The following is a 16,913-nucleotide window of genomic DNA, read 5'->3' on the forward strand; positions in this document are numbered from 1 at the left end:
GAAGGCTTTAACCCAGGTTCTCGAATTGATTTTTCACAAAATACAATAAATAAACGCTTTGGTGTAAAAAAAATAACAAATAATAGGTGCTTTGATATCCATTTTTTTACATTACTATTTTTAAAAATGAGTTTATGCTGAAAAAATTATTTTCTACGTTACTATTTATTTTAATATGCACTTTTGCCAATGCACAATCAGATCCTTCAATAGATGGATTAGATCTAAAAGTTGTAGATAGAATTCCCGTAGCTAAAAATTGTGATCCTAATGCCAGTAATAAAGATCTTGCTAAATGTTTCAGTAAAAGCGTTCGTAATACAATCATGGCACGAGTGGATACTGCTATTATAAATAGCCAAAACCTAGAACCGGGATTGTATACCGCTATCGCTAAATTTAGAATAAATAAAAAAGGAAAAGTAGACCAGATATTCGTTGATTTTGAAAACAAAAAGATTGCGAAAAATATCAAACTTGCTGTAAAGAAAATAAGAAGACTAAAACCTGCGATGAAAGATGGGAAAGCGGTAAATGTAATGTATGCAGTCCCCGTTAAATTTAAAATTTAAAGTCAAAATTATCTAATTACGGCTTTATTGGCACCGCCAATGGGTATAATAGCATGAGTCTTGCTTTGAAATTAAAAAGTACTTTTAACGAATGCCTTGTGGGCTTGCCCCAAGGCATTTTATTTATACTTCTTCGTTTACGCTAGCTTTTGGTAATTTGAGGACAAATTATTTTCGCAGCGATTTGAATACATATATTCTAACTCTTTCCAACTAATGAAGCAACCAGCTGATCTTCTAGCGCTTTTCGCTTTGATTTATCGGTATAATTTATAGAAAATATAAGTTCTTCAGCCTTATTTTCCTGACGTACGTAAACTAACGAATGTACTATAGATTCATCTTTAGGATAGGTGACTAACTCGATGTCATAAATTTTATATGGAATTTCGTTAATAGTTACGTCACTCCAATTTTGGTGGTAGGCTATTTCGCGCCCATTGGCATAATCTTTTTCAAGATTTTTACACACCAGTTTAGAAATAGGGTAATATTTTTCAGCAGCAAACTTAATATTTTCCTGTTTTTGAAGCGGATTTAAGTAAACCGACATATAATTTTTATCATCGATTCCTACCAAAAGTAAATGGTTGTCATTTATTTTTTGCTGAATGACATTTGGAATTTCCTTAGTTTCTGAGATTGGATAAAAAACACTTTGCTTTTTTGGAAGCTTAAGTTTTAATTTATAATCTGTATTTGTGTAATAACCATTCTCGACAACACCATTAGTTATTGATTCATTTGTTTTATCAGATTTACAGGAAACTGAAAGGATGATTAGAACGCTAAGAAGTAGTACTTTTTTCATATAAAGTCTTGTTATTGAGATTGATGATTTCCATAAATATAAACTAAATGCATTTAGCTTTTGTATATAAACTTGATTATTTAAGCTATAAGGGGAAGAATCCGGTTTATGCTTAGAATATATATTAATGAAGATCATTAAAAAAAAAGAAAAGCGGGCAAATTGCCCGCTTTTCAACACTCAAAACAATATAAACTATACAAACTAATTAATAAACAAATCTGTATTTGGTTTGTTGGTCATGTAGAATTTAAGTTCGCCACCGTTCATTACAGCATCATGGGAGATAAAAGGTTTGGTTAATTCCTCCCCATTTAATTCTACTTTTTCAACATACACATTTTCTTTACTTTGGTTTTCACCAATTACTCTAAAAGTATTACCGTTATCAAGATTTATACTAGCGTCTTCAACTGCAGGGCTTCCTAGAGCATAATCTACAGATCCTGGTGCAACAGGGTAGAAGCCAAGGCTACTAAAAATATACCATGCACTCATTTGTCCAAAATCGTCGTTACCGCTAAGTCCATCAGATCCTGTTTGATATTTCATATCCAGGATCATTCTAATTTTATCCTGAGATTTCCAAGGGGTATTGGTCCAGTTATAAAGATAAGCCACATGGTGTGAAGGCTCGTTACCGTGTACATAGTTACCAATAATCCCTTCACGAGAAATATCTTCAGTATTTTCGAAATATTTATCAGGAAGTTCCATCGTGAAAAGTGAATCCAAATGTTGCGAAAATTGATCTTTTCCGCCCATCATTTCGATCATTTCAGCAGGAGCATGAGGAACGTATAAGCTGTAGTTCCAGCTATTTCCTTCAATAAATCCTTGCCCATGTGTATTTAATTCATCAAAATCCTTTTTAAAAGTACCATCACTTAATTTAGGACGCATAAAACCAGTTTTAGCATCGTAAACATTCTTATAGTTTTCGGCTCTTTTAATAAACTCTTCGTAGATCTCGGTTTTACCAAGCTTTTTAGCAGCCTGAGCAATTGCCCAGTCGTCATAGGCATATTCTAAGGTTTTAGAAACTGAAGATCCATTTTTATCTTCTGGGACGTAGCCCATATCCATATAATAACCTAAACCATCATAGTATCTGGTTCTTGCCGTATTTACCATGGCTTCTAATGCATGTTCCTGATCGAAATCTGCATTTCCTTTTACAATGGCGTCAGCTAAAACCGAAGCACTATGATATCCAATCATACACCAGTTTTCGTTTGCATAATGCGACCAAACAGGTAACATTGTATGTACACTTTGGTCGTAATGTGCCATCATAGATTCGGCCATATCTGCATTGCGTTCTGGTTGTAAAACGTTGAACAAAGGATGTAGCGCTCTATAGGTATCCCAAAGTGAGAAACTGGTATAATTTGTAAATCCATCAGCTTCATGCACATTCATATCTAGGCCCATATATTTACCATCGGTATCCATATATTCTGTAGGACCTAAAAATGCATGATACATAGCGGTGTAGAAGTTAGTCAACTCATCTTCATCTTCAGAAGATAACTGAACTTTATTCAATTCTCTATTCCAGTTTGCTTTGGCATCTGCTTTAACCTGGTCGAAATCCCAATGCGGAGTTTCTTGTTTCATATTAGTTAAAGCACCTTCAGAACTTACCGGAGAAATGGCCATTTTCACCTTTAATTTTTCCTGAGGTTCTAGATCGAAATTGAAATACATTCTAATTTTCTCTCCTGCGATTTCAGGGAAGTTTTTAGATTGGTCGAATTTTCCCCAGAAACCACCATAAGGCTGACGATCGTATCTTGCTCTTCCGTAGTCTTTAATAGGTTTACTAAAAGACATCGCAAAGTATACACGGCGAGTTCTTGCCCAACCATTGGTTTGGCGATATCCTGTTACTAAAGTATCATTTTCTACACGTACAAATGTCCATACGTTTTTATCATCGTAGTTATAAATACCATGCATTAAATCGAAAACAATATGCGCATCTTCCCCTTCAGGAAAAGAATATTGATGCATCCCAACACGTGAAGTTGCAGTCATTTCGGCTTTAATATTATAGTCGTCTAACATTACGCTATAATAACCGGCTTCAGCATTTTCGTTATCGTGAGAGAATCTGGAACGATAACCGCTTTCTGGATTCGTAGCTGTACCAGGATTTAATTTAAGATCTCCTGTGGTAGGCATAATTAAAAAGTCACCAAGATCTGAATGTCCTGTACCACTAAAATGGGTATGGCTAAAACCAACGATGGTTTTATCTTCATATTGATAACCTGCACAATATTTATATACATCTGGATTGTAATGACCATCTACAGCATAAGGAATAGTATCTGTATCTGGACTTAATTGTACACTACCAAAAGGAACTGTTGCACCAGGGTAGGTGTGTCCCATTTTAGCGGTACCAATCATAGGATCTACATATTGCGCAAAATCTTTGGCATCTTTTATTTTAGATGCTGAAACCGAGTTTTCATCGGCTTCAGCGTCTTTACAGGAAGTATATAAACTTAAAGAGCTTAGTAAAATACCAGCACCTAAAAGTCGGACTCCTTTTTTAATCTGAGTTTTATTTTTAAATGAACTTATAGTCATAAATTAATTCTATTCGTTAGAAAATGAATAAGGGAAAGCATCCTTTTTAGTCCCGCGATTTTTATTTGGGGAATCGCTCATTTCAATGTTAATCGTTGCACCTTCAACAAGATCTGAATGCGTTAAATAGTTTTTATTGTATGATTTTCCATCAATCGTCATACTTTCGATATATTTATTATCGTCGCTATTTTTAGGTGCATTGATTTCGATCTTATTTCCATTTTCAAGATTTACGGTCACCTTTTTAAATAAAGGAGCTCCCATAACATATTGATCTACAGCCGGGGTAACTGGGTAAAAGCCTAGCGCAGAAAATACATACCATGCAGAAGTTTGCCCGTTGTCCTCATCACCACAATATCCATCTGGAGTTGCTTTATACATTCTATCCATAGTTTCTCTTGCCCATTTCTGAGTTTTCCAAGGTTCACCTGCATAGTTGTATAAGTAGATCATGTGCTGAATTGGCTGGTTACCATGTGCATATTGTCCCATATCTGCAATTTGCATTTCACGAATTTCGTGAATTACACCACCATAAACACTTTCGTCGAAAATTGGAGGCATAGAGAAAACAGAATCAAGTTTCTTAACGAAGTTTTCTTTACCACCCATAAGGCCTATTAAACCTTCAACATCGTGGAATACAGACCAGCTATAGTGCCAGCTATTTCCTTCAGTAAAAGGATTACCCCATTTAAACGGATTAAAATCTTCCTGCCAGCTTCCATCTTCGTTTTTTCCTCTCATTAATCCATAGCTAGGATCAAAAAGATTTTTATAATTCATACTTCTTTCAGCATAAATCTTAATTTCTTTTTTAGGTTTTCCTATGGCTTTACCAAACTGGTAGATAGCAAAATCATCGTAGGCATATTCTAAAGTTCTTGCAGCACTTTCGTTAACTCCAACATCATAAGGAACGTATCCTAATTTATTGTAATATGGAGCTCCTGCACGACCAACGGCAGACATAGGCCCTTCGTTATTAGCACCGTTTACCAATGCATCCCATAAAGTTTCTGTATCGTAACCTCTTAAACCTTTAATGTAAGCATCAGCAACTACTGAAGCTGAGTTGTTACCAACCATAATATTAGCATAACCTGGGCTAGACCATTCTGGTAACCAACCACCTTCTTTATAATCGTTGGCAAGACCAGCCTGCATTTCTTTATTGATAGAAGGATAAGCTAAATTTAAGAATGGATAAAGTGCTCTAAACGTATCCCAAAAACCAGTACCGGCAAACATATAGCCCGGCAAAATCTCTCCATTATATGGGCTCCAGTGTACGATCTCTTCATTTTCGTTGATCTCGTATAGTTTATTTGGGAAAAATAATGTTCTGTAAAGACAAGAATAAAAAGTTCTAACCTGGTCTATTGTTCCTCCAGAAACTTCTAGTCTTCCTAGTTTTTCATTCCAGTTATCACGTGCATTTTGCTTTGTAGTTTCAAAATCGTCTTTTGCAATTTCACGGTCTAAGTTTAACTGCGCCTGCTCGAAACTAATAAAAGAAGAAGCCACTTTTGCATTTACAACAGCACCATCTTTAGTATCAAAACCAACGATAGCACCTGCGTGATCTGCTTCCATTTGAGCCTGTCCTTTAGCTAATTTATCACCTTCCCAGGTGTTTACATCGCTAAATGGTTTATCAAACTGAATAACAAAATAGTTCTTGAAATTGGTTAATTTTCCACGAGCATATTTTTTGGTGTATCCAATGATCTTATTTTCTTCAGGAATAACTTTTACATAAGAACCTTTATCAAAAGGATCGATAACTACGTAAGAGCTATCAGATTTAGGAAAAGTCATTTTAAATTGAGCAGCACGCTCTGTTGGCGTAAGTTCTACCGTTACATCGTGATCTGCTAAATATACCTTATAATAATAAGGAGTAGAAACTTCAGCTTTATGAGAGAACCAGCTTGCGCGATCATCCTGGTTAAATTTCATTCCGCCGGTAACGGGCATTAACGAAAACTGCCCATAATCGTTCATCCAAGGTGATGGCTGGTGCGTTTGTTTAAATCCGCGTATTTTATCGGCATTGTAAGTATACGCCCAACCATGTCCCATTGGTCCTGTTTGTGGCGTCCATAAATTCATTCCCCAAGGCACAGCAACGGCAGGGTAGGTATTTCCGTTAGATAATCCAGGGTTAGAATCTGTTCCCATTAAAGGGTTTACAAAATCTACAGGATTCTCCACAGATTCTATAAGATGGTTCTGGGCTTCCGCATAATTAAATACGGCAAGGAAAGCCAGTACCGTTAAGAACTTTTTTTTCATAGTGTATGTTGAATAATTTAGATTGTACGAATTTATTTTAAAGGATGTGAAGCAACACCTTCCTTAGTAATTTTTACTGGTTTTATATGTCCGTTGCTATCAAATTCCATCACATCGATACAGGTTTCTCTGGAATTTCCATCAGTTTCTGTAAGCGGTCTGCGGTGATAAACAATATAATAATCGTCGTCTTTAGGATGTTTTATTACTGAATGGTGACCGGCACCAGTAGCAATATCTTTATCCTGCTGAAGTATCTTATCTATTCTTTTAAATGGTCCCATAGGAGAATCTGCAATGGCATAGGCTACAGAATAATTTGGGCCTGTCCAGCCACCTTCAGACCACATAAAATAGTACTTTCCATCTTTGATGAACATAAATGGGCCTTCTACATAACCTTCAGGAGTTACTTCTTTAAAAATAGTGCCATCCTCAAAAGGAACAAAACCAGTAAAATCGTCGTTTAGTTTAGCTACATTACAATGTCCCCAACCCCCGTAGTATAGGTAATATTGGCCATCTTTATCTCTAAAGCAAAATTGATCTATTGGCTGTGCACCATTATGGAATTTACCAATTAGCGGTTTTCCTAAATGATCTTTATAAGGACCTTCAGGAGAATCAGCAACGGCAATTCCAATTCCGCCTAATTCATTATCACTTTGTATATCGTTTGCGCCAAAAAACAAATAGTATTTATCTTCTTTTTTAATAATAGAAGGAGCCCAAACGGCACGTTTAGCCCATTTTACGGCAGCAGTATCTAAAACTTTTTCATGCTTTGTCCAGTTTACAAGATCTGGAGAAGAAAATGCATCAAAAAACACCTGTTTTCCGTAAGGAGCAGAATAAGTAGGGTAGATCCAATATTGATCTTCAAAAACTATCCCTTCAGGATCTGCGTACCAACCCGGAAATACGGGATTGTTTTTTTGGGCAAAAACGCCTGAAAAGCAAAGCATCAATGCGATTAGTGTTAATTTTTTCATGATAAAAGAATTCTGGATTGTTTCAGTTTGCTATGATACGAAAATAAAAGTTAATAAGTAAATCGATTTAGCTAAAATTTTAACGAATATTTAATTTTTAACTATTTTACGAAAAAAATGGCTTTAGGCAAGAGCTTTTTATATTAGCGCTTTATGGTCTTCAATTATAAAGTTTTTTGCATTTAAGTAAACAAAATGCAAAAGCTTTTTATTGGCCTGCCAAAGGTTATAATACTCTGATGCTTGTCTCGAAAACAAAATTTATTTTCAAAGAATGTTACGAGGGCTCACCATGAAGTATTTTACTTCTCAGTTGATTTTTTTCTGTAGTTATGAGCTTTATTTTCAGAAGTATTTATGATTTTATAGCCATAATAACTGATTTTGGTTTTATATCTTTCAGATGAAATTCGATAAAATGAAAGATAATTTTTCGCACCAATCTGCCAATTACGCTAATTTTAGACCGCAATATCCCAAGGCGATATTCGATGAAATAAAGAAACATTTAAATAGCACTAAAAATTCCTGGGATTGCGCAACAGGAAACGGACAGGTGGCCAGTGAACTTTCTAAGTTTTTTGATCTGGTAAAAGCTACAGATATTAGCGAGAATCAATTAAAACAAGCGCCAAAAATATCCAATATCAACTATAGTATTCAGCCTGCTGAAAATGTTGATTTTCCAGATCATTTTTTCGATTTAATTACTGTTGCGCAAGCGCTCCACTGGTTTGATTTTGATCTATTTTATGCTGAAGTGAAGCGGACGTTAAAACCAGACGGAATTATAGCGATTTTGGGCTATAGTCTTTTCCGCAGTAATCCTGAAACCAATAAAATAATCGATCATTTTTATTACGATGTTATTGGATCTTCCTGGGACGAGGAGCGAAAATATTTAGACGATGCTTATGCAAGTATTCCTTTTCCGTGTCAGGAAATTGCGACTCCAGAGGTAAATTTTAAAGAAGAATGGGAATTTGAGCGGCTTATTGGTTATTTAAAAACCTGGTCTGCCGTTAAACATTTTTCAGATAAACACGGGTTTAATCCTGTAGATGATATTTTTGAGGAGTTAAGAGAAAGCTTTGGAGGTAAAAATAGTATTGAATTCCCAATAATATTTAAAATTGGTAAACTTTTTTGAAAAAGTGAAGGATTTATGGGTGTGGTAAAAGCTAACATTCAGGGATCAATGAAATTTTAATATTTTAGCTTGGCATAAAAAATGCTGAAAATCTAAATACCAATTAAGTAAACCAAATGATGAAAAAATTAACCTTAAGCTTAAGCCTTTTTGTTGCTGTAAGTGCTAGTGCGGTATCGCAAAGCCTTTCAGCTACATCTTCAGACGAAAGGGTGACCGATCAGGTTTTAAAAGAATTAAATCGAGAGCGAGCACTTTTGAGTCAGAATCTCGACTTCAGAATTAAAGAAATTGATTCAAAAATCAACAATCTTGATGAAAGCATTAAAAACTCCAGAAATGCATCAGATAAAGTTGAAAAATTATTAGAGCGCGTAAAGTTTTTAGAAGAACGCCAGTCTGAAATCGATAAAAACACCATTAGTGTTTATAAATACAATTATAGCTCGGCCGTGTTAAACTTAGCCAGCATGGAGCGTGAAATCAAGCCATTAAATCTTTTTAATAGTTCGCGCGAATTTTATTCAACATTAGATCAGGTAAGTAATCCTATGCATTATGAGGGTTACCAGGAGTGGTTTGGGAAATTCCAAAATTTTGTAAAAGATAGCCAGGAAGATAATGCGCGTTTAGCAGCTTTAAATCATATCATTGAAGTTACCGGAGATTTGAGTCAGGGTACTCCATTTGTTGGGATGTTTGCCGGAAGTCTTTTTGACGGAATAGGAACTTTTATCAATTCTTTAAACCGAAGAGATAAAGAATTACGCGAGCAAAGTGTACAAATGCTGAAGTTAACCACTTCGGTTTCACAATTTACGCACGATAAAGATCTTATTGAAACCGAGTGGGAGGCCATTAATAAAAGTCTGGATGAACTTAAGAACATTCAGGATAAAGCGATGACCGAGAATTTTGAACAAATGCTAGGGATCGATTTAAAAGCCTTTGGACGCAAATTTACTAACGAAACAGATGCGAAAAAAAGAACACAATATATCTTAGATATCTCTAAAATTGCTGAGAATAAGATTGTTGAAGAACGCGAAAGCAATCCAGAAAACTGGAAACAGAGCTATCACGACCAGATGTTGGCGGTTCAGAATCTAAAAATAAGATTTGGAGATATTACCTTTAGAATTTTAGAAAATCTGAATAAATATGAAGGTCTTATCGAAAAATATAAGAAAGACCCTTATTTAAAAGAGAAAATGGGCGATTTAGAGCTAAAATTAGATATCGTTAAAAACAGTTTTGAAAGTACATTTAATCCGCAGGAATATATAAAAGCCTCTAACGAAATGTATATTGTTGAATAAGCGTTTATTTTAGTGGTTTTATAAAGACATTTTAGATGAATATAAAAGAATATAAGGAGAGCAATTGCTCTCCTTTTTGTTTTAAGATTGTAAGATTTTAAAGCTAATTTTTAAAATCAATTATATAGAATTTGAGATGTGAGAAATTCGTATCTAATTCCTATCTTTGCAGCCGCAAAATCAATAGCATCAAAATTTAATTTATGAAAGCCGGAATTGTTGGATTACCAAACGTAGGAAAATCGACTTTGTTTAATTGCCTTTCTAATGCAAAAGCACAAAGCGCAAATTTCCCTTTTTGTACGATCGAGCCTAATGTGGGAGTGGTAAACGTTCCTGATCCTCGTATTAAAAGATTAGAAGAATTGGTGAATCCAGAAAAAGTACAGCCGGCAACCGTAGAAATCGTAGATATTGCGGGACTTGTAAAAGGAGCGAGTAAAGGAGAAGGTTTAGGTAACCAATTCTTAGCTAATATTCGTGAGACAGATGCTATTCTTCACGTTTTAAGATGTTTTGATAACGATAATATCGTTCACGTAGATGGATCTATAGATCCTATTCGTGATAAAGAAACTATCGATATGGAACTTCAGTTAAAAGATCTTGAAACGGCAGAGAAAAAACTTGAAAAAGTAAAACGTGCCGCAAAAACAGGGAATAAAGAAGCGCAGAAAGAAGAAGCTGCTTTATTAAAAGCAAAAGCTGGTTTAGAAGAAGGAAAATCGATAAGAGCGGTAGATTTTACTGAAGATGAGCACAAAGAATTTATTAAACCATTGCAGTTTATTACAGATAAACCGGTAATGTATGTTTGTAATGTAAATGAAGAAGCTGCTGTTACCGGAAATGCTCATGTAGATCGAGTTCGTGAAGCGGTAAAAGATGAAAATGCCGAAGTTTTAGTACTTGCGGTAGGAACTGAAGCTGATATTACAGAGTTAGATGATTATGAGGAGCGCCAAATGTTTCTTCAGGATATAGGTTTAGAAGAGCCAGGATCTGCAAAATTGATTCGTGGTGCATACAGTTTATTAAATCTACAAACTTATTTTACTGCGGGAGTTAAAGAAGTACGCGCATGGACCATCCCGGTTGGCGCAACCGCACCACAGGCAGCGGGTGTAATCCATACCGATTTTGAAAAAGGATTTATTCGTGCTGAAGTAATTTCATACAATGATTATTCTGAACTAGGATCTGAAGCGAAAGTAAAAGAAGCTGGTAAAATGCGAGTAGAAGGGAAGGAATATATTGTTCAGGATGGTGATGTGATGCATTTTAGATTTAACGTATAAAAATAGAAGACCATTTCAAATGATGGGAAATTTCAATTCGCTTCAATAAGAAATAGGCTTCAATTTATAGAATTTTAGAAAAACGTATTATTTATATAGTACGTTTTTCTTTTTGGTTTACATTTAATTCAGTTTAAAGGACCTGCAGAAAAATTGCGCAATTAACAATTTTTCTAAAGCCTTTGTTAATTACTTTGTCGCTACAGGGTTTTAACTTTTACCGGTATATCTTATATTAGCCGGGAAACGCCACTATTTACACACATGAGTCAGGAAACAAAGTATACCGAAGATAATATTCGGTCGCTGGACTGGAAGGAACATATTCGAATGCGTCCCGGGATGTACATCGGGAAATTAGGAGATGGTTCTAGTGCAGACGATGGGATTTATATTTTATTAAAAGAGGTTTTAGATAACTGTATTGATGAATTTGTGATGGGTGCCGGTAAAACTATCGAGGTATCTGTTCAAAATCAAAGAGTTATTGTTCGTGATTATGGTCGTGGTATTCCGCTTGGAAAAGTAGTGGATGTTGTTTCTAAGATGAATACCGGGGGTAAATACGATACCCGGGCATTTAAAAAATCTGTTGGTTTAAACGGTGTTGGTACAAAAGCGGTAAATGCACTTTCTTCTTATTTTAGAGTAGAATCTAACAGAGATGGCAAATCTCACGCAGCCGAGTTTGAGCAGGGAAATTTAACCAACGAAGAATCTTTAGAGGAAACTTCACGTCGTCGTGGTACTAAAGTTACTTTTGTCCCAGATGAACTTATTTTTAAAAACTTCAAGTTTAGAAATGAGTACATCGAAAAAATGATTAAAAATTATGTTTACCTAAATCCCGGGTTAAGTATTATTTTTAATGGCGAGAGGTTCTTTTCAGAAAATGGATTAAAAGACCTGCTTAGTGACACTTTAAATAAAGAGGATCGTTTATATCCAATTATACATTTACGTGGTGAAGATATAGAAATTGCTGTTACTCATAGTAAAGCACAGTATAGTGAAGAGTATCATTCTTTTGTAAACGGGCAAAATACTTCGCAGGGTGGTACGCACTTAGCAGCCTTTAGGGAAGCCATCGTAAAAACGGTTAGAGAATTCTACGGAAAAAATTACGATGCGTCAGATATTCGAAAATCGATTGTTGGGGCAATTTCTATTAAAGTAATGGAACCCGTTTTTGAAAGTCAGACAAAAACAAAACTAGGTTCTACAGATATGGGAGGTAATTTCCCAACAGTTCGTACCTATATTAACGATTTTGTGAAACGTAATTTTGATAATTACCTTCATAAAAATCAGGAAACGGCTGAAAAACTTCAACGTAGGATCTTACAGGCAGAGCGTGAGCGTAAAGATCTTTCAGGAATTAGAAAATTAGCTAAAGAAAGAGCTAAAAAAGCCAGTTTACATAATAAAAAACTTAGGGATTGTAGAATACATCTTGGGGACAGCAAAAAAGAGCGCTATTTAGAGACTACTTTGTTTATTACCGAGGGAGATTCGGCTAGTGGATCGATTACGAAATCCAGAGATGTAAATACACAGGCGGTATTTAGTTTGAAGGGGAAACCTTTAAACAGCTACGGTCTAAGTAAAAAAATTGTTTACGAAAACGAAGAATTCAACCTTTTACAGGCGGCTTTAAATATAGAGGAATCTTTAGAAGATTTACGTTACAATAATATTGTGATCGCTACCGATGCCGATGTAGATGGAATGCATATTCGATTATTATTAATCACATTTTTTCTTCAGTTTTTTCCTGAATTAATTAAAGAAAATCACTTATATATTCTACAAACTCCGCTTTTTAGAGTTAGAAATAAAAAGGAAACGATCTATTGTTATTCAGAATATGAACGAAGACAGGCGATAGAAAAGCTTAAAGGAAAGGTTGAGATAACACGATTTAAAGGGCTTGGAGAGATATCTCCAGACGAATTTAAATATTTTATTGGTGAAGATATAAGGCTGGATCCTGTGATGTTAGATAAAGATAAATCTATAGAAGAGATGCTGAGTTTCTACATGGGTAAAAACACGCCAGATCGCCAGGAATTTATTATTGATAACTTAAAAGTAGAGCTGGATCTTATTGAAGAAGCATAACTATGAGGTTTACAAACAAGAATGAAATAAAAATTATCCCACCTATTTATATAGTTTTGGTGGCGGTATTTTTAACCAACATTTTTGTGAATATAGAATTGATGGGACGTGATGAGCCTATAAAATTCAGTCATTTTTTACCGAATATCGTAACCTTAATTATATTTCTTTTTGTTCATAAAATAGGAGTAAGCTTTGATTTTGATAGTGATGGGGAAACCCTAATTTTCAAAAATAACGGAGTTTTCTTTTCAAAATTTATGGAGTATCGGGTTCGAAAAGCCGAATTTCCGAAGCGAAAACTGGCAAAATTTAAATTTACAAACTACGGTATATATTCAAGCATTACCATTTATATTAAATCACGACGAAGAAAAGGTTTTAAAAAATATACGTTTAACACCACATTTTTAAGTATAAAAAAGAAACGCGGCCTTGTCGCCTCTTTACAAAGTATTTTGGACAAACCTAAAGCTGTTGCTTAGCATATGGAAGAGAATCCCGAAGAATCTAAAGACGAACAATTAAATACACCTAAAGAAGAATTAATGCGAGTAACCGGTATGTATAAAGACTGGTTTCTTGATTATGCTTCTTATGTAATTCTTGAACGTGCCGTGCCAGCCATGGAAGATGGTTTTAAGCCGGTACAACGACGAATTATGCATTCTATGAAAGACCTGGACGATGGGCGTTACAATAAAGTAGCGAATATCGTTGGACATACTATGCAATATCACCCGCATGGTGATGCCAGTATTGGTGATGCTATGGTGCAAATTGGGCAAAAAGATCTTTTAATTGATACACAGGGAAACTGGGGAAATATCTTAACCGGGGATAGAGCTGCTGCACCTAGATATATTGAGGCGCGATTATCTAAGTTTGCTTTAGAAGTTTTGTACAATCCTAAACTTACCGAATGGCAGGCTTCTTATGATGGTCGTAAAAAAGAGCCAGTTAATCTTCCCGTAAAATTCCCAATGCTTTTGGCGCAGGGAGCTGAAGGTATTGCGGTTGGTTTAAGTACCAGATTGCTGCCGCATAATTTTAATGAACTTATAGATGCTTCTATTAAACACCTACAGGGAAAACGTTTTAAGATTTTTCCAGATTTTCCAACGGGAGGTATTGCAGATGTTTCAAATTATAACGACGGTAAACGTGGTGGCCGGGTAAGAGTTCGTGCAAAAATTAGTCAGCTTGATAAAAATACGCTGGTAATTACAGAAATTCCATTTGGTACTACAACCTCGAGTTTAATCGATTCGGTTTTAAAAGCTAACGAAAAAGGAAAAATAAAGATCAAAAAGATCGAGGATAATACTGCTGCAGAAGTAGAGATCCAGATCCATCTTCCTAATAATATTTCTCCAGATAAAACGATCGATGCACTTTATGCATTTACACAATGTGAGAACTCGTTGTCTCCACTAGGATGCGTAATTGTAGATAATAGACCAGAGTTTTTAGGAGTTTCAGATATTTTAAGATCGTCTACAGATCATACGCTTCATCTTCTAAAGCGCGAGTTAGAAATTACACTCGACGAGTTAGAAGAACAATGGCATTTTGCTTCTTTAGAACGCATTTTTATAGAGAATAGAATTTATCGTGAAATTGAAGAAGAAGAAACCTGGGAAGGGGTAATTAGCGCGATAGATGAAGGTCTAAAACCACATATTAAGCATTTAAAACGTGCAGTTACTGAAGAGGATATCGTAAGACTTACAGAAATTCGAATTAAAAGAATTTCAAAATTCGATATAGATAAAGCACAACAAAAAATCGATGCTTTAGAAGATGATATTGCAAGAATTAAGCATCATTTAGATAATCTTGTACAATACGCCGTAGATTATTTTACAAAGCTGAAAGAAAAATACGGTGAAGGCAAAGAACGAAAAACAGAACTGCGTTTATTTGAGGATATCGAGGCATCTAAAGTAGTGATAAGAAATACCAAACTTTACGTAAATCGTAAAGAAGGTTTTGTGGGAACTGCTTTAAAGCGTGACGAATATGTGACCGATTGTTCTGATATCGATGATATTATATGTTTTACCGCAGATGGTAAAATGATGGTTACTAAAGTAGATACCAAAACTTTTATAGGTAAAGATATTATTCATGTTGCTGTTTTTAAGAAAAAAGACAAGCGTACCATTTATAATATGATTTATCGCGACGGTAAAGGTGGGGCTTCTTATGTAAAACGTTTCGCAGTAACATCTGTAACCAGAGATAGAGAATACGATCTAACTCAGGGTAAAAAAGATTCAAAAGCAATCTATTTTTCAGCCAATCCTAATGGTGAGGCTGAAGTGATCACTGTTTTCTTAAGACAGGTTGGCAGTATTAAGAAACTTAAATTTGAATTGGATTTTGCCAATATCCTAATTAAAGGAAGAAACGTTAAGGGGAATATTGTCACTAAATATTCAGTTAAACGAATTGAGCTAAAAGAAGAAGGAGTTTCTACTTTAAAACCAAGAAAAATTTGGTTTGATGATGTTGTAAAACGTCTTAATGTAGACGAACGTGGAGAACTTTTAGGTGAATTTAAAGGAGAAGACAGGCTTTTAATTATCACTCAGGATGGAGTAGTAAAAACGATTAAACCTGAGTTAACTAAGCGTTTTGACGAAGAAATGATCGTTCTAGAAAAATGGAATCCAAAAAAGCCAATATCGGCTATTTACTGGGAGCCAGAAAAAGAACGCTTTTACGTGAAAAGATTTATTATTGAAAATCCAGATAAAGAAGAGAAATTTATCAGTGATCATGAAAATGCATATTTAGAAGTGGTTTCTACAGATTATTTCCCAATGGTAGAGTTAGAATTTACCAAATTAAAAGGAAAAGATCGTAGGCCAAATGAAGAAATTAACATTGAAGAATTTATTTCAATAAAAGGAATTAAGGCTCTTGGAAATCAATTAACTACAGATAAAGTAAAAACAATAACGTTGCTAGATCCATTACCAGATGAGCCAGATCCAGAGGTAGAGGAAATTGAAGAAGAAAATGAGATAGATTTAAACCAATCGGGCACAAGTTTTAAAGAGGATAGCGACTCTTCTGAAGAAAATCAAACCAAATTATTTGATGACGAATAATGGGAATACTTAAAGAGTTTAAGGAATTTGCCATTAAAGGTAATATGGTAGATATCGCCATTGGGGTAATTGTTGGTGCTGCTTTTAATAAAGTGATCGATGTACTGGTAAAAGAAGTGATTACACCACCTTTAAGTTTAATGACAGATGGAATTCAGTTCTCTGACAAAAAAATCGTTTTAAGAGAAGGTATTGAAGCTACCGCAAGTGCTACTGGAAAAGCTGTTGAAGAAGTAGCCATTGCATACGGTGCTTTATTGGAAGCTTTAATTGATTTTTTTATAATTGGGTTTACTATTTTTATCGTAGTAAAACTAATGAACCGATTTAGAGCAAAAGCTCAGGATCCAGAAAATAAAGAGGTAGATACTCCAAAAGATATCGAATTACTTTCCAGCTTAAATACGCTTATTAAAGAGCAAAATGAATTGCTAAGGAAGAATACTAAATAAGTTTGGTTTCTGTATTAAGTTTTATCCTAGTTAGCTTTTTTGTAAAAATCTTATTTACTCGATAATAGAGATTAAATTCTCCAAGGCTTGCCTCGATACAAACTCCATGCAAAGACGATTTTAAAAAAAATGGCTCACGGGCTTGCCCTTAGGTAATTTACTTCGGTAAAACCA

Annotated in this window: 12 protein-coding genes; 8 read left to right on the plus strand and 4 right to left on the minus strand. The window is 34.9% G+C overall.

Annotated elements, in window-relative coordinates:
* The first annotated feature begins 134 nt into the window (after positions 1-134).
* Positions 135-572, plus strand: a complete 438-nt coding sequence (locus IIF7_RS05415) for an energy transducer TonB (RefSeq protein WP_084840663.1) — start codon at positions 135-137, stop codon at positions 570-572.
* Between the two features lie 199 nt (positions 573-771).
* On the opposite strand, the gene IIF7_RS05420 is transcribed toward IIF7_RS05415, so the two are convergent.
* The 4 genes from IIF7_RS05420 to IIF7_RS05435 form a co-directional block, all read right to left on the minus strand.
* Positions 772-1,383 (minus strand): hypothetical protein, encoded by a 612-nt coding sequence (locus IIF7_RS05420; protein WP_084840664.1) that lies wholly within the window; start codon positions 1,381-1,383, stop codon positions 772-774.
* Between the two features lie 204 nt (positions 1,384-1,587).
* Positions 1,588-3,984, minus strand: a complete 2,397-nt coding sequence (locus IIF7_RS05425; protein WP_084840665.1) for a GH92 family glycosyl hydrolase — start codon at positions 3,982-3,984, stop codon at positions 1,588-1,590.
* Positions 3,985-3,993: 9 nt separating this feature from the next.
* Positions 3,994-6,288 carry a GH92 family glycosyl hydrolase gene (locus tag IIF7_RS05430; RefSeq protein ID WP_084840666.1) on the minus strand — a complete coding sequence of 765 codons (2,295 nt, stop codon included), beginning with the start codon at positions 6,286-6,288 and terminating at the stop codon, positions 3,994-3,996.
* A 32-nt stretch (positions 6,289-6,320) separates the two neighbouring features.
* Positions 6,321-7,280, minus strand: a complete 960-nt coding sequence (locus IIF7_RS05435) for a glycoside hydrolase family 43 protein (protein ID WP_084840667.1) — start codon at positions 7,278-7,280, stop codon at positions 6,321-6,323.
* A gap of 418 nt (positions 7,281-7,698) precedes the next feature.
* Here IIF7_RS05435 and IIF7_RS05440 point away from each other — a divergent pair, with 418 nt between their 5' ends.
* The 7 genes from IIF7_RS05440 (at position 7,699) to mscL (ending at position 16,739) form a co-directional block, all read left to right on the plus strand.
* Complete coding sequence (locus IIF7_RS05440) at positions 7,699-8,430, plus strand: class I SAM-dependent methyltransferase (protein WP_084840668.1); 732 nt, start codon at positions 7,699-7,701, stop codon at positions 8,428-8,430.
* Positions 8,431-8,546: 116 nt separating this feature from the next.
* Positions 8,547-9,749 carry a hypothetical protein gene (locus tag IIF7_RS05445; protein WP_084840669.1) on the plus strand — a complete coding sequence of 401 codons (1,203 nt, stop codon included), beginning with the start codon at positions 8,547-8,549 and terminating at the stop codon, positions 9,747-9,749.
* Positions 9,750-9,952: 203 nt separating this feature from the next.
* On the plus strand, positions 9,953-11,047 hold the full coding sequence (gene ychF / locus IIF7_RS05450; RefSeq protein WP_084840670.1) for a redox-regulated ATPase YchF: 1,095 nt from the start codon (positions 9,953-9,955) through the stop codon (positions 11,045-11,047).
* 264 nt (positions 11,048-11,311) lie between these two features.
* Positions 11,312-13,168, plus strand: a complete 1,857-nt coding sequence (locus tag IIF7_RS05455; protein WP_084840671.1) for a DNA topoisomerase IV subunit B — start codon at positions 11,312-11,314, stop codon at positions 13,166-13,168.
* Positions 13,169-13,170: 2 nt separating this feature from the next.
* Entirely contained in the window at positions 13,171-13,653 is a 483-nt protein-coding gene (locus IIF7_RS05460; RefSeq protein ID WP_084840672.1) for a hypothetical protein, read from the plus strand.
* Positions 13,654-13,656: 3 nt separating this feature from the next.
* A complete protein-coding gene (locus IIF7_RS05465; protein ID WP_084840673.1) occupies positions 13,657-16,287 on the plus strand; it encodes a DNA gyrase/topoisomerase IV subunit A in 2,631 nt (876 codons plus the stop codon).
* A complete protein-coding gene (gene mscL / locus IIF7_RS05470; protein ID WP_084840674.1) occupies positions 16,287-16,739 on the plus strand; it encodes a large conductance mechanosensitive channel protein MscL in 453 nt (150 codons plus the stop codon). The genes IIF7_RS05465 and mscL overlap by 1 nt, the downstream gene beginning before the upstream one ends.
* Positions 16,740-16,913 lie beyond the last annotated feature (174 nt).

This window comes from Zunongwangia atlantica 22II14-10F7, assembly GCF_002094855.1.
Classification (GTDB): Bacteria; Bacteroidota; Bacteroidia; order Flavobacteriales; family Flavobacteriaceae; genus Zunongwangia; species Zunongwangia atlantica.